The organism is Cochlodiniinecator piscidefendens, from assembly GCF_011326755.1.
Lineage (GTDB): Bacteria > Pseudomonadota > Alphaproteobacteria > Rhodobacterales > Rhodobacteraceae > Cochlodiniinecator > Cochlodiniinecator piscidefendens.
The window spans coordinates 916,770-936,404 of record NZ_JAAOIE010000001.1 but is presented as its reverse complement, the minus strand read 5'-3'; the positions used below and the strand labels follow the sequence as shown (position 1 = coordinate 936,404).

The window sequence follows — 19,635 nt, the reverse complement described above, 5'->3', positions numbered from 1 at the left end:
GCGTCGCAAAACCTATTTCTCTCTACGCAATCGTAAGGAAAGCCGATGTCCTGGACCGAAGATCGTGTCGAAATCCTGAAGAAGATGTGGGGCGAAGGCCAATCCGCAAGTCAAATCGCCAAGGAGCTTGGGGGTGTAACCCGCAACGCTGTTATCGGCAAAGTACACCGTTTGGGCCTTTCTAATCGCGCAACAACGGGTGCAAAGGCTGCGCCAAAAGATAAAGCTGCGCCAAAGGCGGCTGCTCCGGCGGCTAAACCTAAACCAGCGGCCCCTAAGCCCGCAGCTGCAGCCGCGCCTAAACCGAAGCCGAAGGTTGAACCAGCCACACACGCTGCGGTGCCTGCAACCACCCCAATGAGCGCGGCGCGCCGGGCCATCATTCCTGCGGGTCAGCCGTTGCCGCCGCAACCCTCAGCGAATGAAATTAGTCCTGAGGCGTTGGCTTCTGTGCGTGAAGTCGAAAAGACAGCCAAGCGTTTGTCTTTGATGGAATTGACCGAAAAGACCTGTAAATGGCCAATTGGTGACCCGTCTACCGAAGACTTTTGGTTCTGCGGATTGGGGACTCAGGCAGGTAAGCCTTATTGCGAGGCCCATGTTGGTGTTGCATTCCAACCTATGTCGTCACGTCGCGACCGTCGCCGGTAATATGTAATGTTACCCGGTGTAATAATCGCGCCGGGTAACTACTCTGATGTGTGCTTATCCAGACTAAAACGGTCTTTTAGACAGGTTTCGCAAGTGAGTTTTGGATATTAAAACAACCTTAGATTTATTGGTTGTGACCTTACAGTTTTATTACGCTGAAATATTGATTTGTGCGGTCTAGTAGGCCGTTTCAACACTTGAACCTGCGTGCTGAAACTGTATGACTGGATCACCACACTTAGCCGAGGGAGATACGGGATTGGGCGCAACGGATTGTTTGGCGAATTCGCTATATGGATTGGATCGCTGGGGGCATGATTTGCTTTCGGTTACGGAAGACGGAGACGTTGGCCTGATTAATCCGCTTCAGCCGGATCATCCGCATGTTAGCTTACCCCAAATTATTTCCGATCTGAAGGAACGCGGGGTTCACACGCCTGTTCTGTTGCGCGTGAGTTCGTTTCTTGAAAGCGAAATCCGTCGGATCAATGAAAGTTTCGCCGAAGCAATCGAGCGGACTGGTTACAAAGGCTCCTACCGTGGGGTGTTTCCGATTAAGGTCAACCAACAAGCGCAGGTTATTGATCGCATTGTAGAGTTTGGCCGGCCCTTTTCTTATGGTCTAGAGGCTGGGTCAAAGCCGGAGTTGGTGATTGCTTTGGCGCATCGACTGCCCAAAGACGCGCTAATTGTATGCAACGGTGTAAAAGACGCTGAATTTATTCGTCTTGCTATCCTGTCGCGCAAACTGGGTTTCAATACGGTGATCGTACTCGAAAGTGCGAAAGAGCTGGAGACCGTGCTAGAAGTTGTCCAAGAGCTGGGCGAAGAGCCTTTGCTTGGGGTGCGCGTAAAGCTGGCAAACCAAATCAGTGGAAATTGGGCTGAAAGCTCTGGGGATCGATCAAGCTTTGGCATGAATTCGGATCAACTGATTTCCGTTATTGATCGTCTGCGAGACGAGGGATTGTTGCACTGCCTAAAATTGCAGCATTCCCATCTTGGGTCGCAAGTGCCTGATGTAAATGATGTGCGTCGCGCAGTCGGGGAGGCATGCCGTTATTTTGCTGAACTTAAACGCGAGGGTGTCGCGCTTACCCACCTTGATTTAGGTGGTGGATTGGGCGTCGATTACACAGGTGAAAAGAAAGCCACCGAAAATTCGGTCAATTATTCACCAGAAGAATACTGCGCAAATGTCGTGGAAACCGTTGGCTATGCAATGGATGAAGCCGGGATTGAACACCCGACTTTGGTCACCGAAAGTGGACGAGCGGTTGTTGCTACATCGTCGATGTTGATTTTTGATGTGCTTGAGGCAACGCATTATGATGCGCCTACCGCACCTGAACCCCAAGAGGGGGATCATCACCTCATTCCTGATCTCGCGGCTGTACATGGGTATCTGAGCGAAGAGCGCTTACAAGAATGCCTGAATGACGCGACATTTTACCGGGACGAGTTACGCGCATTGTTTCGGCGGGGATATGTCTCGTTGCGCGAAATGGCGCGTGGCGAGCAAATCTATTTGCATCTTATGGCGCGGATAAAGGCGTTGGCACCCAAGGTCGAAACCACCGAAGAAGTTGACGCGCAACTGGAAAAACTCGCTGATATTTATCACTGTAATTTTTCGCTGTTTCAGTCACTTCCTGATGTTTGGGCTATCGATCAAATTCACCCAATTATCCCTTTGCAAAATCTAAACACGTTGCCAGACCGTCGTGTGGTTCTATCCGACATTACATGCGACAGTGATGGTAAGGTCGATCGCTTTATCCTCGCAGATGGAATTTCGCCGTCTTTGCCCGTGCATAGTTTACCAGAAAATGAACCCTATTATTTAGGTGTGTTCTTTGTTGGCGCGTATCAGGAAACACTGGGTGATTTGCACAACTTGTTTGGTGACACAAATGTCGCGACCATCGATTTACGTGATGATGGCGGCTTTGACCTGCTGCACGAGCAAGAGGGCGATACAATCTCTGAGGTGTTGTCTTATGTAGAATTTGACCCACGTGATTGTGTCGATGTCTTTCGGAAGATGGTGGATGAAGCGATTTCTGCCAAGAACCTGAAAGCCTCTGAGCGGAAACTGTTAATGAGCGCGTATCGCGATAGTATCAACGGCTATACGTATTATGAATAACCTCAGACGGGAGAGAACGGATGGGTAAAACACTGGTCATCGGGGCAGGGGGTGTTTCGCACGCTGCTGTTCACAAAATGGCGATGAATGCGGATATTTTTACCGATATTACGCTGGCGAGCCGCACAAAATCAAAATGCGACACGATTGCTGCCGCTGTGTTGGAACGCACTGGCGTGACCATTAAAACTGCCGCGATTGACGCGATGGACGTGGCCGCAACTGCTGCGTTGATCCGTGAAACCGGGGCTGAGCTTTTGGTGAACCTTGCACTTCCCTATCAGGACTTGGTGTTGATGGATGCGTGTCTTGAGGCGGGGTGTCATTATCTCGATACTGCGAATTATGAGCCCGAAGATGTGGCCAAATTCGAATATCACTGGCAATGGGCTTATCAAGATAAGTTTAAAGAGGCAGGTCTGACTGCGATCTTGGGGTCAGGTTTTGATCCGGGGGTGACATCCGTTTTTGCGACTTGGTTGCGAAAGCATAAATTAGAAACCATTCGCCAGATTGACGTTTTGGATGCTAATGGCGGCGACAATGGTCAGGCTTTCGCGACGAATTTCAATCCTGAAATCAACCTGCGCGAAGTGTTGTCCGAAGTGCGTCATTGGGAAAATGGGGAATGGAAGCATAGCCCGGCCCTGACGCACAAAGTTGAATACGACTTTCCGGGTGTTGGTACGAAAAATATGTACCTCATGTATCATGAGGAACTGGAGTCAATGTCGACCCACTTCCCTGAGATTGAGCGCGCGCGCTTTTGGATGACTTTTGGTGATGCTTACATCATGCACGCGACTGTTTTGCAAAACGTCGGTATGACGCGGATTGATCCGGTGATGCATGACGGCCAAGAAATCATTCCAATTCAGTTCTTAAAAACCTTGTTGCCAGACCCCGGGGATTTGGGTGAATTGACCAAAGGCAAAGCCTGCATTGGAGACATCGCAACCGGTCAGGCCAAAGATGGGTCAGGCGAAAAAACCTACTATATCTACAACATCTGTGACCACGAAGAATGCTACGCAGAAGTTGGATCACAAGCGGTATCCTACACCACTGGCGTTCCGGCGATGATTGGTGCCGCGCAAGTGATGAAGGGCAATTGGCGTGAGCCGGGTGTTTGGAACATGGAGCAGCTCGACCCAGATAACTTCATGGATATGCTCAATGCGCATGGCTTACCATGGCAGGTTCATGAACTAGACGGTCCGGTTGACTTCTAATGCAGTTTGACATTCGCGCGGAACGAGACACAGACAGAAAGGCGATCTATGCGATCACCGAGGCAGCATTCGGGCAACCGGATGAGGCCAATCTTGTGGATCTGTTGCGCGCGGATGGCGATTCCGCGATTTCGCTTGTGGCACATCGGGTGGGGGTGATTATCGGCCATATTATGTTTTCCCCTATGTCAGGGGAAAAGCCTATCTTAGGTCTCGCTCCTGTTTCCGTAGCACCGGTTATGCAGGGCAAAGGCGTAGGTGCTTCATTGATTAAAGCTGGCTTAGATATGGCGCGGATCAAAGGGTATTCCGGAGCGTTTGTTTTGGGCAACCCTGACTATTATAGCAGGTTTGGCTTTTCCGCAGCTTTGGCCAAAGGGTTTTCATGTCCCTACGAAGGGAAGAACTTCATGGCGATCGAGTTGAAAACAGGTGCTTTGGAGCGCCCGTTTGCCGTCGAGTACGCGCCTGCGTTTTCTAAACTTTAGAGGCATTTATGACAGATATAATGCAAACTCAGGCGGGCGACGCCGGGGCATTCCGCGAATTTGATTTATCGCGGGTCCCAAGCCCCTGCTTCGTCGTGGATGAAATCGCTGTTGAGAGAAACCTGAAAATCCTGGCAGATGTTGGTGCTGAATCAGGCGCGCATGTTCTTTCCGCTCTCAAAGCGTTTTCGATGTTTTCGCTTGCGCCGCTTGTTCGTAAATACCTGCGAGGTACTTGCGCTTCGGGGTTGTATGAAGCACGGCTTGCCAGAGAGGAATATGGCGGCGAAGTCGCGACTTTTTGTGCTGGTTATAAAGCGGATGAAATTTCTGAAATTATTGAATTATCTGACCATGTTATTTTCAATTCAGTTTCTCAGAAAATCAGGTTTTTGCGGCAATGCAGGGATGGTGGCGTTCAGGTTGGGTTGCGGATCAATCCTGAACATTCCGAAGGCGAAATCCCAAAATACGACCCCTGTGCGCCGTGCTCACGGTTGGGGATGCCCATTTCCCAGTTGAATGCTGACGCGTTAGATGGCGTCGATGGAATCCATATGCACACGCTGTGTGAACAAGGGTTTGAGCCTCTTGCACGAACTTGGGAAGCAATAGAAGCGCAGCTTCAGCCTTATCTTCACGGGCTTAAATGGGTGAATTTTGGCGGCGGCCATCACATTACGCGCGCTGATTATGATCGCGCTGCGTTGGTTGAGTTTATAAAAGACATTCGCACCAAATACGGAGTCGAGGTATATCTTGAACCCGGCGAAGCGGTTGCGCTTGACGCGGGGATTCTGGTGGGTGAAATTCTTGATCTTCCTGAAAATGACATCAAGCTTGCTATAACTGATATTTCTGCAACGTGCCACATGCCTGACGTTATCGAGGCGCCGTATCGCCCCGCGTTGCTGGACGAAGTAGAAGCAGGTTACAGCTACCGTTTAGGTGGGCCGAGCTGTTTGGCTGGGGATGTGATCGGTGATTACACTTGGGCGCAATCCCTATCTGTAGGGGACCGTTTTGCGTTTCTGGATCAGGGGCATTATTCCATGGTCAAAACCAATACGTTTAATGGTGTCGCTTTGCCAACAATCGCGCTTTGGAACAGCGAGACAGATGCGTTGCGTATTGTGCGGTCTTTCGATTACGACGATTTTAAATCACGACTGAGCTGAGGCTGATATGGGTATTTTTTTAGACAGTGAACTGACATCAGGTGAGCGGGCAGATACGGCGCGTTTTCGTGTCATCCCAATGCCGCTTGAGCGCACAGTATCCTATGGTGCAGGTACCAAAAGCGGACCAAATGCAATCATCGCCGCGTCAGATGAACTTGAACGGATTTGCAACGGATCTGAGCCATGCATTCACGGAATTCACACCGAGGCTGAAGTTAACTGTGATGGACCGCTACCTGACGTTATGGAACGCTTGGCACAAAGAACAGAGTCGGCGGTCAATGCAGGTCAGATACCCGTCACGTTAGGAGGGGAGCATTCCCTGTCTTATGGTGCTGTCATGGGGGTGTCGCGCGCTTTGGGGAAACCTATTGGTATCGTTCAAATTGATGCCCACGCAGATTTACGGGTGGCGTATCAGGGTGAAAAGCATTCTCACGCGTCGGTCATGCATCTGTTGTCAGAAGAGGGTGTTCGGCTTGCCCAGTTTGGGGTGCGGGCCCTGTGTCAGCAAGAGGTGGATAGCCGTGCCCAGCATCAAGTATTCTGCGTAGATGCGGAGGAATTGGTAACTAAAAATACGCTCGCCGTCGATCTGCCAGATGATTTTCCCGAACATATTTATGTCAGCTTTGATGTGGATGGATTGGACCCGTCATTGATGCCAGCAACAGGCACTCCTGTGCCCGGCGGACTGGGATATTATCAGGCTTTGCGCTTGGTTGAGAACGCGCTTAAAGGGCGCAAATGTGTGGGATTTGATGTTGTTGAACTTGCCCCTAATGGAAATGAGGCATGGGATTTTACAGCGGCCCAAATTGTATATCGTTTAATGGCGGCTTGCTGCGCTGAACGGAATTGAGCGCTTGCGCTCAATTCAATTACATAAGTGTAAAAGCAATTGTCACAGGCTGAAACAAAGCCTGCGATACTTTGTTATTTTATTTCAAATCATGGGTTTGAGTTGGTCCAGCACTCTCCCTTTTGAAAGATGAGCGTGCTGGGAGATCCTGAACCCCAAAGCAACCAGTTTTTCCCTTTTTTATAATCAGGTGTCCCGCGTAAATCGACTGCGGGCCACGTTACCAATCAAGCGTGGCCAGAGCTTTCATGCCTTCAGCGGCTAAGAGGCTGCGTTGCGCACCTCGTGTGTAAACTTCTGAGGTTCGGGCGTCGCCAAAAGCAAGCAGTCCAGCGGCGTTGTTTACCTCAATCGCGGGTTTCTCCATCGCGAACAGATCGGCAATTGCTTTTCGTTCCCGCTTTAGCATCACTTCTGCCAGTGATGACAGGATCAGCAAATGCTGTGCCAGTAATTCGACCTCTTTCACCAGTATTTTTGCGTATGCCGCTACGGGTTCGTCGCGCTTTGCAAGCTTCATGTTGCACCCGCAATACCAACACAGTTCTCGGCAAAACGGGACATGTAGGTAGAGCGAAATCGGTTCATGTGCGGGAAGGGAGATTAACCAATCAGCATATGACTTGGCACTGAAGTCTTTTGATAAATGTGGTGCCGTTGGATAGCTGGTGTAGCGCGGCACGTTACGGCTTGGATAGGCTTTCAACGTGTCACTCATTGCTTCTCTATCTCTTTCAGAATGTCGCGATCGTACAGCATTGCGTTCAGGTCGAACGGCAGTTCGGTCTTTGAAGTCATATTCAGCACAGTAGCATCTGCAGGTCTTTGATTTAGATCATAAAAACGTCGCCGCTAGCCAACCGCATGTTGTCAACACAGTTGAAGTACCAATCGCTGATGACGGCTGTGTTTGGAGCAAGCCGCATGATGTCTGACCCGGCAAATTCTTCAAAAGCACAGAGGTTGAGGGCACTGACACCGACAATAACGGGGACGTCACGCTCAAGAGCGTCAGCGATCACGGTACGAAATCCGCGACCGCCGGCCTCCTGCTTGCCGAACTTGTTCACGATGAGCAGATCTGCGCCCAGGTCCAGCGTCTTGGAAACGAGATCAACGGCGATTTCCAAAATGGTCGGGTCAAGTCTGCAACCACGAGATCCTGCTCCTAAGTTTTGCGAAATGCGCAGCACTGGCCCATCTGGCAAAACGCGTACGTCCATATCACAAGGTCCATCGCTCATTTCGGTGTTAATTTGCACGGTCCCACATGTCCGAAATCCTTTTGCCGCAAGCTGTGTAGCAACGCGTTCCAAGAGCAAGTCTGTATCACCCTGACCGGGTGCAATTGTATATGCTATCTTCATTTGATTATCCTTTTGATTGGCGAAACGGCAGGAACTCAACCATTGCGCCAGTGGGGAAAAAATCGACATCTTTGGGCAGGTAAATCACGCCATCAGCCGTAGGGAGAGACCCGACGCGTCCGGAATGTGTGGCGTCTTGAAAGCTCACCATCTCCTGTCCGTTCGCGGCAAAACCTGCGACTTGTGCCAATCGCAGCTCGCATCTACCAGCCTTGCGGCGAATTGATTTGCTGAGCAGCACATTCCGCCTCAAGCTCTTGTGAATTTCTTGATTAGTGAGTGCACGTAGGATGGCTTCTCCGAAGATCTTCCATGTAGTGAAAGCGGCAAGGGGATTTCCAGGAAGTCCCAGCCAGAGGCTTCTACCCAAGCGACCGAATGACACGGGCTTACCTGGCTTTATTGCGACACCGCTGAAATCGATTTGCCCACCAAGTTCAGAAATGGCGGGCCTCACGTGATCTTCTTCTCCCACGGACAGGCCGCCGGACGTAATGATAAGGTCCACTTGGCCTGAAAGTTCACGCAGCAGAGTATGGGTGCATTGATTTTGATCGTTGATGTGAACCACTTGGACGAGGTCAATCAGGGGCCGTGTAAGCAAGCAGGACAGCATTGGCGTGTTCACGTCCCAAATGCAGCCTGGTGACAGCCTAGTACCTGGTGTTTGCACTTCATCACCGGTGACAACTAAGGCCACTCGGGTCTTACGCACGACATCAACTTGCCCGAAACCGGCAGCCGCACAGGCGGCAATCTCCGTAGGTGAAAAAACTGCTCCACGCTGCAAAACCGTGTCTCCTCTTGCCATGTCTTCGCCAGCATATCGAATATGTGCGCCGGGTTTTACATTGCGAACAATTGTGGCAGCTGAACCCGAACGCGCTACATCCTCTTGCATGATGATCGCATTGGCGTGAGATGGTACAGCTGCACCAGTAAAAATGCGGGTCGCAAACAGGCCGCTCACTTTTGGTCTGGCGGTCTGTCCTGCTGCGACGCGTTCGATGACGCGCAGTTTCCATGGCCCGTCCCCTAGCAAGGCGTCAGTATGCAGCGCATATCCATCCACAGCCGCGTTATCAAACGGCGGCGCGTCAGCACGAGCGGTAACATCCTGTGCAATCACACGACCTTGCGCGGCATGTAAGGCCACTGTTTCCGTGTCACAGATGGGGGAGGTCCGTTTAGAGATAGTGCTGAGCGCGTTATCCATGCTTAAAAGCAGCGAATTGGGATCATCGGTGCAGCATTTGCAGTGATCCGTGTGCCGTGTTTCAACTGCGATCATTTGGCAACTCCTCTGGGGGGATTCTTGATGCAATGAGAGAATGAGCGACCCTGCTTAGCGCGGGTAGTGTCCCTACGTTTCTTCATCTTGATTTCCGTTCTTCTTTTCGGCCAATGGGCAGGGCGATGGTGCATTCCAGATCTCTAAGGCGCCCGTCCTTAAGTCCGTAGATGAGTCCATGCACCCGCAGGTCGCAGTTTTTGGACCATGCACGCTGTATGATTGGTGTTTCTGCAACCCGTCGCACCCCTTCGATAACATTGAGTTCAGACAGTCTATCTCGTCTTGCTTCGACGTTCTCGGCCTGAGCCAAATCAATTGCATAAACGCGCGCAAGACGACGAATAGGCTCTAGCCAATGATCGGCCAGCCCATGGGGCAGGTCTTCGGTTGCTGCCTCCACGCCGCCACACCCGTAGTGCCCACAAACGATGACCTCTTTGATGCCAAGTGCTTCAACAGCAAACTCAAGAGCGGACAGCATGTTCATATCCGAAGAATGGATCACGTTAGCCACGTTACGGTGGACGAAAACTTCACCGGGATCTAAACCAGCGACAACGTTTGCTGGCACGCGACTGTCAGAACAACCAATCCAGAAGAACTCAGGGGTCTGTTGTCCCGCGAGTTCTGCAAAGTAGGACGGTTGCGTCGTTGTTTTTTTCTCCGCCCATTCGCGGTTTCTGGCAATAAGATTAGCGAGCATTGTCACGCACATTTCGCAAACAAGAAGATCGGCCTTTGCACCATGAGGCCTCGATCACCTCGTGGTGCAGTCCTAATCGTGTTCTTCATGACGTTTCTCCTGTGGTGGTTTCACGCTGCGGCGTTGACCCATTCGGATACTAAGATTGTTCAGGTCAGCATCCGTCAAACGCGCGCGCGCGAGCGGAAGGATAACCGCGTTTTCCAGAATAAGATGCCGACGTGAATGCGCGATAAAGTGAGTGAGCACCGAGCTTTCGGTTTCGTTCGGTTTAGCGCCTTCGGCGTCCAGCTTTTCAAGGATTTCAACAATCTTTGGTATGTCGGCACCTGCATGAGCATGATCGACCGTCAGTTTTGAAATCGCGAGTTCTATTTCGTCTTCGGGTTCACAACGTCGCATGAGTAAAGGAAAGATATCTTCCTCTTCATCCTGTAGATGTAGGGGCAGTTCATTTGTAAGAAAGTTGAGGACCGCGCGAACGGCCCCTTCTTTCATATGGTGCTGTGCAATCTCATCAATCATTGCGCAAATGTGTCGTTCCCTTAAGTGGTCATCGTGGATGAACTCCAATGGTTGGGCTAAAATCGCTAGCGAAGTTGGTTCGGAACAGCCCCCTCGCACGGCGCGGTTTTTGTCGATGCCCATGTTCTTGCCCTCCTTTGATCAGATGGGTCGGAAATCCGCACCCGTTATGTCGGCAGATGCGACTAGGTGGTCGACAAACACCCGAGCATGATTGGCCCAAGCGGCTTTTTCCATGGCGTCTGAAATTTTTTGTTTGACCGCTTCAAAGGGAAGAGTTTCACCTAGCGCGACAGCATCCATGCGAACGATGTGCCATCCGTGTCGGGTGAGGATTGGTGTTTGGGTGATGGTACCTTCTTCAAGCTGGTGCAATATCGCTTCGAACTCTGGAACTGTATCGCCCGGTCCAAGCTGTCCCAATGCGCCACCCGATGCTTTGGACCCACAATCGCTCTCTTGTGATGCGATGGCAGAAAAGCCTTTGGGATCTTTGATTGTCAGCTCGGTCAGAGCTTCCGCCCGGTGCTTAGCTTTTTGGCGGGCTTCGTCATCATGTGGATCACAGGCGCATAGGATATGAGATACCTCCCAAAGTGGTGGGGCGCGAAAGCGTGCGGGATCTTTTTCCCACTCGGCAAAGATCGCGTTACTGTGAGGGGCTTTGACGTCAATTGCGGTGTCTAAGAGGCCCCTGATAAGGGCCTCCTCATTGGTCTCAAAACGGCCTGGCCCAACCTCTTGCTGTTCTACCGTCAGCTTTCTGGCTTTGGCTTCTTGCAAAAGAAGGGTGCGGATCGCCACAGCGTTAGCGGCTTTGCGCCAAGCGATGCCCGGCTTATCGGCAGGCCCCTCGTGGTTTTGTGTTTCCGCTGCAATCAAAGTGTGTGGTACGATTTCGCCGTTGACGATCAAATCAGGAAAGAGTGCTGAATTCATCTGAGTTACTCCGCTGTGGTGGATTTGTTAGCATTGCGTTTTGGCAAAGCAGTTTGTCTGCGCGATCGCACAATCTGAAAACCCGGCCGTAACAAGTATCGAATGGGCGCAGCAAAGCCGGATACAAGATGGACCAACCGTGTGAATGGGAAGACCAATATGATTGTTAAACCCAGCAGGAGGTGCAACTTAAATACTAGTGCAACGTTAAAAATGTGATCAGCTGCCGCTCCGTCGAAGGTAAATATTCCCTGCGCCCAAGACATGAACTTCACCATCTCATGACCATCCAGATGACCGAGTGAGACAAAAACCGTACCTAACCCTAAAACCAACTGCGCAATCAGCATCGCAAGGATCGCGATGTCCCACACACTCGAAGTTTTCCGAATTCGCGGGTCGGTCCAGCGGCGATGAAAAAGCATCGCGCCACCGATCAAAGCCATGATACCTGCAATGCCGCCAGCGACGACCGCCAACAATTGTTTAGCCCCGTGGCTGATACCGAGGGCATCAAAGACCCAAATTGGCGTTAACAAACCGCCCAGATGTCCGAAGAAAATCACAAGCACACCGATGTGGAATAAGACTGAACCAAGAACAAGTTGTTTGCGGCGCAACATCTGCGAAGACGAGGATTTCCAAGTAAACGGATCCCGATCGTAGCGTGCGACCGAACCCATAATTCCCACACCAAGCGCGATGTAGGGGAAGATACCAAATAGAAAATTATGCATCTGCCGTCTCCTTATTCAGCCGCTGTAAGCGGAGTTGGATTTACTGGATCATTCATACGGGCAAGCATGTCACGCACCTGTGGGCAGCCAGCATTCGGGTCAGGTCCGAAAACCACTTCGCTTTCCTCCCAGACCTCATCAAGAGCCTCCAAGTCACTTGGGTCGTCGTCGGTTTGTGCCAACATTTCGGCGACGGCTTCTTGGTCGCCTTTGACACCAGAAAGTTGCATAAGGCAGGCGAAAACAGCGCCATAAAGGCTTTCCCGACGAACGAGACGTGCATTGAGCGCCTCAAAAATGTGAGCTGCATCTGCGAGCGTGTCTTGCGCCTCTGTAAATGGTCGCGTGGCTAAGAATTCCAGAAGAACGGGTAAATGGTCTGGAAGTTCAGAGGTAGCGGGGTCAAAACCGCCATCCCTGTAAGTTTCTACAAGCGAAACCATTGCACCGCCGCGATCACGACTTTCACCGTGAACGTGTTCAAAAAGGTTGAGCGACAGAGTGCGCGAGCGGTCGAAGAGCAGCACAAACTGCTCTTCGAGGTCATAGATGTCGCGCACCGCTAGCTCCTCCACTAACGGGCGCAACGCCCGACGTGCTGCTGCTGTCAATCGCGTGTCGGAAGAGAGGACTGCGCCTATCTCCGGCATTGCATGCTGCAGCTCGCATGTCGGGTAACTCAAGATAAGGGAAAGGGCTTTGAGGGTACGGTCATTTAGGATCTGTGTCATGTCACATCGCCTCCGTTGGCATTTTTAATGGTTTCTTGGAACCGCCAAACAGCGAGCCCTTAGAGATACCGGTCGAGCATCCATTGGTGTCGGTAAAACCGCATCCCCCACGCAAGTCATAGGCTTCTTCCACCTGCTCCCTGTGGGTTGTCGGAATGACAAACCGGTCTTCGTAATCGGCAAGGGCCATGATCTTATACATATCTTCGATTATGCGTGCGTCTAAGCCGACGCGCTCTGCGATGCCTTCGTCAATGACGCCCTCAATCGTTTTGGAACGCATGTAAGACCGCATCGCCAGCATCCGTTCCAATGCCGTGACGACCGGTTTTTCGTCACCCGCTGTCAACATGTTGGCTAGATACTTCACCGGAATTCGCAGGTTCTGAACGTCCGGCATGCCGTCTTTGCTGGCAATTGCACCCGCCTCAGAGGCGTTTTGGATTGGAGAGAGTGGCGGGATATACCACACCATCGGCAAAGTCCGGTATTCAGGATGCAATGGGAAGGCAACCTTCCACTCCATCGCCATCTTCCAGATCGGGCTCTCCTGTGCGGCCTTTGCCCAATCCTGCGGTACACCGTCCGCAATAGCGGCGGCTTGCACTTCGGGGTCGTTGGGATCAAGGAACACGCCCAGCTGCGCATCATAAAGGTCTTGTTCGTCCTCCATGTTCGCCGCATCTTCGATCTTGTCGGCATCATATAGCATGACGCCTAAGTACCGGATGCGTCCGACGCAGGTTTCCGAACAGACAGTCGGATTGCCGCTCTCGATCCGTGGGTAGCACAATGTGCATTTCTCGGATTTGCCGCTTTCCCAATTGTAGTAAATCTTTTTATAGGGACAGCCGGACACACACATGCGCCAGCCGCGACACTTTTCCTGGTCGATCAGCACGATACCGTCTTCTTCGCGCTTATAAATCGCGCCGGATGGGCAGGAAGACGCGCAAGCCGGGTTCAAGCAGTGTTCGCAAAGACGGGGTAAGTACATCATGAATGTATTCTCATAATCCCCGTAGATCTCTTTCTGGATGCCCTCAAAGTTGTAGTCTTCCGACCGCTTTGAAAACTCACCGCCAAGGATTTCTTCCCAGTTTGGCCCCTTCTCGATCTTCTCGATCCGTTCACCCGTAATCTTGGAACGGGGGCGGGCCGTTGGAAACGCCTCCATTTCTGGCGCGGATTTCAGGTGGTCATAGTCGAAATCAAACGGCTCATAATAGTCGTCGATTTCAGGCATAGACGGGTTGGCAAATATGTTGGACAGGATGCGCCACTTGGCCCCTTGTTTCGGCTGGAGCTTGCCGGATTTAGTCCGTTCCCAGCCGCCCTTCCAACGGTCCTGATTTTCCCAATCTGTCGGATAACCCGTACCTGGTTTTGTCTCAACGTTGTTGAACCAAGCGTATTCAACGCCATCGCGGCTCGTCCAGACGTTCTTACAAGTGACAGAACAAGTGTGGCACCCGATACATTTGTCGAGGTTCAGCACCATGCCGATTTGTGCGCGGACTCTCATTTCGCTGCCTCCTGTGCAGGTGCTTTCCAGCTTTTTTCTTTATCGAGCCAGTCCACTTTCTTCATTTTGCGGATGACCACGAATTCATCGCGGTTTGATCCGACAGTTCCGTAGTAGTTGAAACCATAGGACTGCTGGGCATAGCCACCGATCATGTGGGTGGGTTTTAGGACGGTGCGGGTGACCGAGTTATGGATGCCGCCCCGATGCCCTGTCTTTTCAGAACCGGGTGTGTTCACGATCTTTTCCTGCGCGTGATACATGAAGGTTGTCCCTTCTTTGATCCGCTGGGACACCACGGCCCGCGCGGTTAACGCACCGTTGGCGTTGTAGACCTCGATCCAATCGTTATCGACGATGCCCGCGGACTTCGCGTCTACTTCAGAAATCCAGACCACCGGCCCACCCCTGTTCAGCGTCAGCATCAGCAGGTTGTCGGAATAGGTCGAGTGGATGCCCCATTTCTGGTGCGGTGTGATGAAGTTCAGCACAAGATTGTCGCCTTCATCCTGCACATCTTTGGTGATCGTTTTCAGGTCAACTGGCGGGCGGTAGGACATAAAGCCTTCACCAAATGCCAACATCCACAGGTGATCCTGATACAACTGTTGTCGCCCAGTCAGGGTGCGCCACGGGATCAGTTCATGCACATTGGTGTAGCCTGCGTTATAACTGACTTTTTCACTTTCGATGCCCGACCAAGTGGGTGATGAGATGATCTTGCGCGGTTGGGCTGCAATGTCATGGAAGCGAATTTTGTTGCCATGTTCTCCCTCGGCCAAGTGCGCGTGCTCGCGTCCTGTGGCTTTGCTAAGCGCTTTCCACGCTTTAACTGCTACGTTACCGTTTGTTTCGGGTGCCAGCATCAAGATGATTTCGCAGGCATCAATCGCGCTTTCGATTTTTGGACGACCAGCGGCTGCGCCATCCAGTTGCACACCATTGAGTGCAGTCAGATTGTCGATCTCTTCTTGGGTATCCCAGCTGATGCCTTTGCCGCCATTCCCAAGCTTGTCAAGCATGGGGCCAAGTGCGGTGAAACGGTCATAGATCGCGGTATAATCCCGCTCGACGGCAACATACGCCGGCGCAGTTTTGCCGGGGATCAGGTCGCATTCGCCTTTTTTCCAGTCCTTCACCTGATCTTGCGCAATCTCGGCAGGGGTGTCGTGCAGGATCGGCAAAGCGACGATATCTGTTTCCTTGTCAAGGTAGCCCGGTGTGATCTCTTGGAATTTCTTCGCAATAGATTTGAAGATTTCCCAGTCTGATTTGCTTTCATACGCAGGATCAACCGCTGCCTGAAGCGGGTGAATGAACGGGTGCATGTCCGAAGTGTTCATGTCGTCTTTTTCATACCAGCTGGCCGTTGGCAGAACGATGTCCGAATAGACGGCTGTGGTGGACATGCGGAAATCGATCGTGACCAGCAAGTCCAGTTTGCCGCGTGGCGCATCTTTGTGCCATTTTGCTTCTTTGGGCAGTTGGCCGCCATCTTCGCCCAGATCCTTGCCTAAGACGCCGTGATCGGTGCCCAACAGGTGTTTGAGGAAGTATTCGTGCCCTTTGCCGGAAGACCCCAGCAAGTTAGAGCGCCACACAAATAGGTTCCTTGGCCAGTTGGCCGGGTTGTCAGGATCCTCACAGGACATTTCTAGATTACCGGATTTCAGGTTCTCGGCTACATAAGCCGGGATTTCCTTGCCCGCGTTTTTTGCCGCTTTTGCGACCTCCAACGGGTTGGTTTTTAACTGCGGTGCAGAGGGCAACCAGCCCATACGTTCAGCGCGAATGTTGTAATCGATCAAGCTGATGTCCCAATCCCCTTCGGGGGCCGTCGGGGACAAGATTTCATCCGCTTTCAATGTCTCATAACGCCACTGATCTGTGTGGGCGTACCACGCAGAGGTGGAATTCATGTGACGCGGCGGGCGGTTCCAATCTAGCGCAAAGGCCAAAGGCTGCCAACCGGTCTGCGGGCGTAGTTTTTCCTGACCCACATAGTGTGCCCAGCCGCCGCCCGATTGACCGACACACCCACACATGACGAGCATGTTGATAACCCCACGATAGTTCATATCCATGTGGAACCAGTGGTTCATCGCGGCACCGATGATAATCATCGACTTGCCATTAGTTTTTTCAGCGTTGTCCGCAAATTCACGGGCAACATGGGCGATTTTGTCCGCAGGAACGCCTGTGATTTTTTCAGCCCAGGCGGGAGTGCCGGGCATGTCGTTAGAAAAATCGTCAGTAACCCAATCACCGCCAAGCCCGCGATCCAGACCATAGTTGGCGCAGAACAGGTCAAACACGGTGGCGACAGCAATCTCGCCTTGGGCGCTCTTGATCTTTTTGACCGGAATGTTGCGGGTCAGGACATCTGGGTGATCGGCATCGGTCGCGAACTGGCCATAGGCCTCACCGCCGAAGTAGGGGAAATCGACACCCAGCACGTCGTCATGATCTTCTTCCAGAACCAGAGACATCTTGAGGTATGTCTCGGCCTCATGCGCTCTTTCTTCAAGGTTCCATTCGCCATCCTCGCCCCAGCGGTATCCGACCGATCCGTTTGGTGCGACAAAGGCTTTGGAGGTCTCGTCATATGCAACGGTCTTCCATTCTGGATTGTTGTCCTCGCCCAGTTTGCCATCCAGATCATCCGCACGCAGAAAGCGGCCCGGGATAATTTTGCCGTCCTTTTCGTCCAACTTCACCAACATGGGGAAGTCGGAATACTTGCGAGTGTAGTCCTCAAAATACTCGGACTGACGATCAAGGTGGAATTCGCGCAAGATCACGTGGCCAAAGGCCATTGCAAGTGCTGCATCGGTGCCTTGCTTGGCATTTAACCAGACATCGCCGAATTTCGCGGCCTCTGAATAATCAGGGCAGATGACGGCGGACTTGGTGCCTTTATAGCGGGCTTCGGTATAAAAGTGCGCATCCGGCGTCCGAGTTTGTGGCACGTTAGAGCCCCATAGCAGTAGGTAACCAGAGTTGTACCAGTCGGCGCTTTCGGGTACGTCTGTCTGCTCGCCCCAGGTCATGGGGGATGCTGGCGGTAGGTCGCAATACCAGTCGTAGAATGACATGCAAACACCGCCCATCAACGACAGGTAGCGCGAGCCGGCGGCGTAAGACACCATCGACATCGCAGGAATCGGCGAGAAGCCAAATACGCGGTCAGGACCATACGTCTTGGCAGTATAGGCGTTGGCCGCAGCAGTAATTTCGGTCGCTTCGTCCCATGTCGCACGTACAAACCCACCCTTACCGCGTGTTTCCACGTATGAGGCACGCAGGATCGGATCTGCTTGCAACTTGGTCCACGCAGCAATCGGGTCCAAGGTTTCGCGCATCTTGCGCCAAATCTTCATCAAACGACCGCGAACCAGCGGGTTTTTCACGCGGTTAGCTGAATACAAATACCAGCTATAGCTTGCGCCACGAGCACAGCCGCGGGGCTCGTGATTTGGCAAGTCAGCGCGAGTACGCGGATAATCTGTTTGTTGGGTTTCCCAGGTCACTATCCCGGATTTGACGTAAATCTTCCAACTGCATGACCCTGTGCAATTCACACCGTGGGTTGAACGCACTATCTTATCGTGGCGCCAGCGATTGCGATACGTATCTTCCCAATCGCGGTTCTCGCGCGTCACATGACCGTGGCCATTTGAGAACTTTTCCAACTCATTTGATTGGAGGAAGTTCAGTCTGTCGAGCAGATGGCTCATGTTGCTGTCTCCTTGTTTGATGGGCCGCGCCGATTGAACGGCACAGCAGAGATTTTTTGGGTGTTTCAGCAGGGTACTGGTGCCGATTTACGGCTGTAGAAAATCCAACAAATCGCGGCACAGACGGCATAGAAGCCAAGGAAAGCCCAAAGCGCACCGTTGGGAGCACCCGTTATCGCAATGGATGTGCCGTACATCTTTGGAATAAAGAATGCGCCGTAAGCAGCGATTGCAGAAGTGAAAGCAATGATCGCAGCACTTTCCCGTGCGGATTGCTTGAGTTTCGCGTCCTCGTCGAGGTTCGGCATCAGACGAGGCACTTCTTGGCGCATGATGGATGGGATCATCTGGAAGGTAGATGCGTTACCAACACCGGTCAAAAAGAACAGTGCCATGAAGCAGGCGAAAAAGCCCCAGAAGTTACCGGTGGGTGATGCTTCGGATGGCAGGAACTGTAACACACCGAACACTGCGATTATCATTGCAAGGAAGGTCCAGAAGGTAACGCGCCCCCCACCAAATTTGTCGGAAATCCACCCGGTTGCAGCCCGGCTCAACGCGCCAACAAGAGGGCCAAGGAAGGCATAGCGTAAGACATCGACTTCGGGGAACTGTGTCCGCATCAATAGCGGGAAACCAGCGGCATAGCCGATGAAGCTACCGAAAGTTCCGGTGTAGAGGATACACATGATCCAATTGTGCTTGCGGCTGAAGATGATCGATTGCTCAGAAAAAGAAGACTGAGCATCGGCGATATCGTTCATTCCAAACCACGCTGCGATTGCGCTGACCAAAATGAATGGCACCCAAATGAAGCCTGCATTTTGAACGAAAAGTTGACCACCATCTGACAGTTGTTGCGGCTCGCCCCCGATAGCACCGAAGACGCCCATGGTAATAACAAGCGGCACCAGAAATTGCATGACAGACACGCCTAGGTTGCCCAAACCAGCGTTTAGCGCGAGCGCATTGCCTTTTGTTTTCTTGGGATAAAAGAAGGCGATGTTCGCCATGGAAGAGGCAAAGTTGCCTCCGCCAAACCCACACATCAACGCAAGGATTAGGAAAGTCATGTAGCTGGATTCAGGGTTCTGAACCGCGAAGCCGATCCCGATGGCAGGTAGCAACAGGGAGGCTGTGGAGAGAGCTGTCCAACGGCGACCGCCAAAGATTGGTACCATAAAGCTGTAAAAAATACGCAAGGTTGCACCGGACAGACCGGGCAGGGCTGCCAGCCAGAAACGTTGTCCAACGGAGAAGTCAAATCCGATTGCCGGCATTTTAGCCACGACGACGGACCATACCATCCAGACAGAGAAAGCCAGTAGGAGGTTTGGTATTGAGATCCAGAGATTTCGGGTTGCGATGCGCATGCCTTCGCTTTCCCAAAAGTTTGGATCTTCTGGCCGCCAATCGGTTAACATGTAACCTTTATTGGTAGTTTGAGTTTCTGATATTGCCATGATGGCGTCCTCCAGTGTGGGCGGGCGTGATTGTGCCCGCCGATGGATTGA

General features: G+C 52.1%; 17 protein-coding genes. 6 read left to right on the top strand and 11 right to left on the bottom strand.

Going from position 1 to position 19,635, the window contains the following annotated elements; all coding sequences use genetic code 11:
• The first annotated feature begins 45 nt into the window (after positions 1-45).
• From G9C99_RS04650 to speB, 6 genes are all read left to right on the top strand, one after another.
• The gene (locus tag G9C99_RS04650; protein ID WP_166416248.1) at positions 46-651 is read left to right on the top strand and encodes a GcrA family cell cycle regulator; all 606 of its coding nucleotides are present in this window, start codon (positions 46-48) and stop codon (positions 649-651) included.
• Positions 652-871: 220 nt separating this feature from the next.
• Entirely contained in the window at positions 872-2,800 is a 1,929-nt protein-coding gene (gene speA, locus G9C99_RS04645; RefSeq protein WP_166416247.1) for a biosynthetic arginine decarboxylase, read from the top strand.
• 20 nt (positions 2,801-2,820) lie between these two features.
• On the top strand, positions 2,821-4,032 hold the full coding sequence (locus G9C99_RS04640; RefSeq protein WP_166416246.1) for a saccharopine dehydrogenase family protein: 1,212 nt from the start codon (positions 2,821-2,823) through the stop codon (positions 4,030-4,032).
• Positions 4,032-4,520 (top strand): GNAT family N-acetyltransferase, encoded by a 489-nt coding sequence (locus G9C99_RS04635; protein WP_166416245.1) that lies wholly within the window; start codon positions 4,032-4,034, stop codon positions 4,518-4,520. The genes G9C99_RS04640 and G9C99_RS04635 overlap by 1 nt, the downstream gene beginning before the upstream one ends.
• Positions 4,521-4,528: 8 nt before the next feature.
• Positions 4,529-5,698 carry a carboxynorspermidine decarboxylase gene (gene nspC / locus G9C99_RS04630; RefSeq protein WP_166416244.1) on the top strand — a complete coding sequence of 390 codons (1,170 nt, stop codon included), beginning with the start codon at positions 4,529-4,531 and terminating at the stop codon, positions 5,696-5,698.
• A 7-nt stretch (positions 5,699-5,705) separates the two neighbouring features.
• Positions 5,706-6,563, top strand: coding sequence for an agmatinase (gene speB, locus G9C99_RS04625; RefSeq protein WP_166416243.1), 858 nt, complete (start codon positions 5,706-5,708; stop codon positions 6,561-6,563).
• Between the two features lie 220 nt (positions 6,564-6,783).
• Here speB and G9C99_RS18410 read toward each other — a convergent pair whose 3' ends face one another.
• From G9C99_RS18410 to G9C99_RS04570, 11 genes are all read right to left on the bottom strand, one after another.
• Complete coding sequence (locus G9C99_RS18410) at positions 6,784-7,281, bottom strand: oxygen-independent coproporphyrinogen III oxidase (RefSeq protein WP_231703960.1); 498 nt, start codon at positions 7,279-7,281, stop codon at positions 6,784-6,786.
• A gap of 112 nt (positions 7,282-7,393) precedes the next feature.
• Positions 7,394-7,930, bottom strand: a complete 537-nt coding sequence (locus tag G9C99_RS04615; protein WP_166416242.1) for a DUF2478 domain-containing protein — start codon at positions 7,928-7,930, stop codon at positions 7,394-7,396.
• A 4-nt stretch (positions 7,931-7,934) separates the two neighbouring features.
• Positions 7,935-9,221 carry a molybdopterin molybdotransferase MoeA gene (locus G9C99_RS04610; protein ID WP_166416241.1) on the bottom strand — a complete coding sequence of 429 codons (1,287 nt, stop codon included), beginning with the start codon at positions 9,219-9,221 and terminating at the stop codon, positions 7,935-7,937.
• 82 nt (positions 9,222-9,303) lie between these two features.
• Positions 9,304-9,927: a carbonic anhydrase gene (locus G9C99_RS04605; protein WP_166416240.1), complete on the bottom strand. Its 624-nt coding sequence runs from the start codon at positions 9,925-9,927 to the stop codon at positions 9,304-9,306.
• 72 nt (positions 9,928-9,999) lie between these two features.
• Entirely contained in the window at positions 10,000-10,575 is a 576-nt protein-coding gene (locus tag G9C99_RS04600) for a hemerythrin domain-containing protein (protein ID WP_166416239.1), read from the bottom strand.
• A gap of 18 nt (positions 10,576-10,593) precedes the next feature.
• Positions 10,594-11,391, bottom strand: a complete 798-nt coding sequence (locus tag G9C99_RS04595; RefSeq protein ID WP_166416238.1) for a peptidylprolyl isomerase — start codon at positions 11,389-11,391, stop codon at positions 10,594-10,596.
• 5 nt (positions 11,392-11,396) lie between these two features.
• The gene (gene narI / locus G9C99_RS04590) at positions 11,397-12,128 is read right to left on the bottom strand and encodes a respiratory nitrate reductase subunit gamma (RefSeq protein WP_166416237.1); all 732 of its coding nucleotides are present in this window, start codon (positions 12,126-12,128) and stop codon (positions 11,397-11,399) included.
• An 11-nt stretch (positions 12,129-12,139) separates the two neighbouring features.
• Positions 12,140-12,859 carry a nitrate reductase molybdenum cofactor assembly chaperone gene (gene narJ, locus G9C99_RS04585; protein ID WP_166416236.1) on the bottom strand — a complete coding sequence of 240 codons (720 nt, stop codon included), beginning with the start codon at positions 12,857-12,859 and terminating at the stop codon, positions 12,140-12,142.
• A 1-nt stretch (position 12,860) separates the two neighbouring features.
• Positions 12,861-14,384, bottom strand: a complete 1,524-nt coding sequence (gene narH / locus G9C99_RS04580; protein ID WP_166416235.1) for a nitrate reductase subunit beta — start codon at positions 14,382-14,384, stop codon at positions 12,861-12,863.
• Positions 14,381-18,121, bottom strand: a complete 3,741-nt coding sequence (locus G9C99_RS04575; RefSeq protein WP_166416234.1) for a nitrate reductase subunit alpha — start codon at positions 18,119-18,121, stop codon at positions 14,381-14,383. The genes narH and G9C99_RS04575 overlap by 4 nt, the downstream gene beginning before the upstream one ends.
• Before the next feature lie 65 nt (positions 18,122-18,186).
• The gene (locus G9C99_RS04570; RefSeq protein ID WP_166416233.1) at positions 18,187-19,584 is read right to left on the bottom strand and encodes a NarK family nitrate/nitrite MFS transporter; all 1,398 of its coding nucleotides are present in this window, start codon (positions 19,582-19,584) and stop codon (positions 18,187-18,189) included.
• Positions 19,585-19,635 lie beyond the last annotated feature (51 nt).

Coding starts and splice junctions, on each gene's coding strand:
- G9C99_RS04650 (WP_166416248.1), top strand. CDS start 46: ATGTCCTGGACCGAAGATCGTGTCGAAATCCTGAAGAAGATGTGGGGC.
- speA (WP_166416247.1), top strand. CDS start 872: ATGACTGGATCACCACACTTAGCCGAGGGAGATACGGGATTGGGCGCA.
- G9C99_RS04640 (WP_166416246.1), top strand. CDS start 2,821: ATGGGTAAAACACTGGTCATCGGGGCAGGGGGTGTTTCGCACGCTGCT.
- G9C99_RS04635 (WP_166416245.1), top strand. CDS start 4,032: ATGCAGTTTGACATTCGCGCGGAACGAGACACAGACAGAAAGGCGATC.
- nspC (WP_166416244.1), top strand. CDS start 4,529: ATGACAGATATAATGCAAACTCAGGCGGGCGACGCCGGGGCATTCCGC.
- speB (WP_166416243.1), top strand. CDS start 5,706: ATGGGTATTTTTTTAGACAGTGAACTGACATCAGGTGAGCGGGCAGAT.
- G9C99_RS18410 (WP_231703960.1), bottom strand. CDS start 7,281: ATGAGTGACACGTTGAAAGCCTATCCAAGCCGTAACGTGCCGCGCTAC.
- G9C99_RS04615 (WP_166416242.1), bottom strand. CDS start 7,930: ATGAAGATAGCATATACAATTGCACCCGGTCAGGGTGATACAGACTTG.
- G9C99_RS04610 (WP_166416241.1), bottom strand. CDS start 9,221: ATGATCGCAGTTGAAACACGGCACACGGATCACTGCAAATGCTGCACC.
- G9C99_RS04605 (WP_166416240.1), bottom strand. CDS start 9,927: ATGCTCGCTAATCTTATTGCCAGAAACCGCGAATGGGCGGAGAAAAAA.
- G9C99_RS04600 (WP_166416239.1), bottom strand. CDS start 10,575: ATGGGCATCGACAAAAACCGCGCCGTGCGAGGGGGCTGTTCCGAACCA.
- G9C99_RS04595 (WP_166416238.1), bottom strand. CDS start 11,391: ATGAATTCAGCACTCTTTCCTGATTTGATCGTCAACGGCGAAATCGTA.
- narI (WP_166416237.1), bottom strand. CDS start 12,128: ATGCATAATTTTCTATTTGGTATCTTCCCCTACATCGCGCTTGGTGTG.
- narJ (WP_166416236.1), bottom strand. CDS start 12,859: ATGACACAGATCCTAAATGACCGTACCCTCAAAGCCCTTTCCCTTATC.
- narH (WP_166416235.1), bottom strand. CDS start 14,384: ATGAGAGTCCGCGCACAAATCGGCATGGTGCTGAACCTCGACAAATGT.
- G9C99_RS04575 (WP_166416234.1), bottom strand. CDS start 18,121: ATGAGCCATCTGCTCGACAGACTGAACTTCCTCCAATCAAATGAGTTG.
- G9C99_RS04570 (WP_166416233.1), bottom strand. CDS start 19,584: ATGGCAATATCAGAAACTCAAACTACCAATAAAGGTTACATGTTAACC.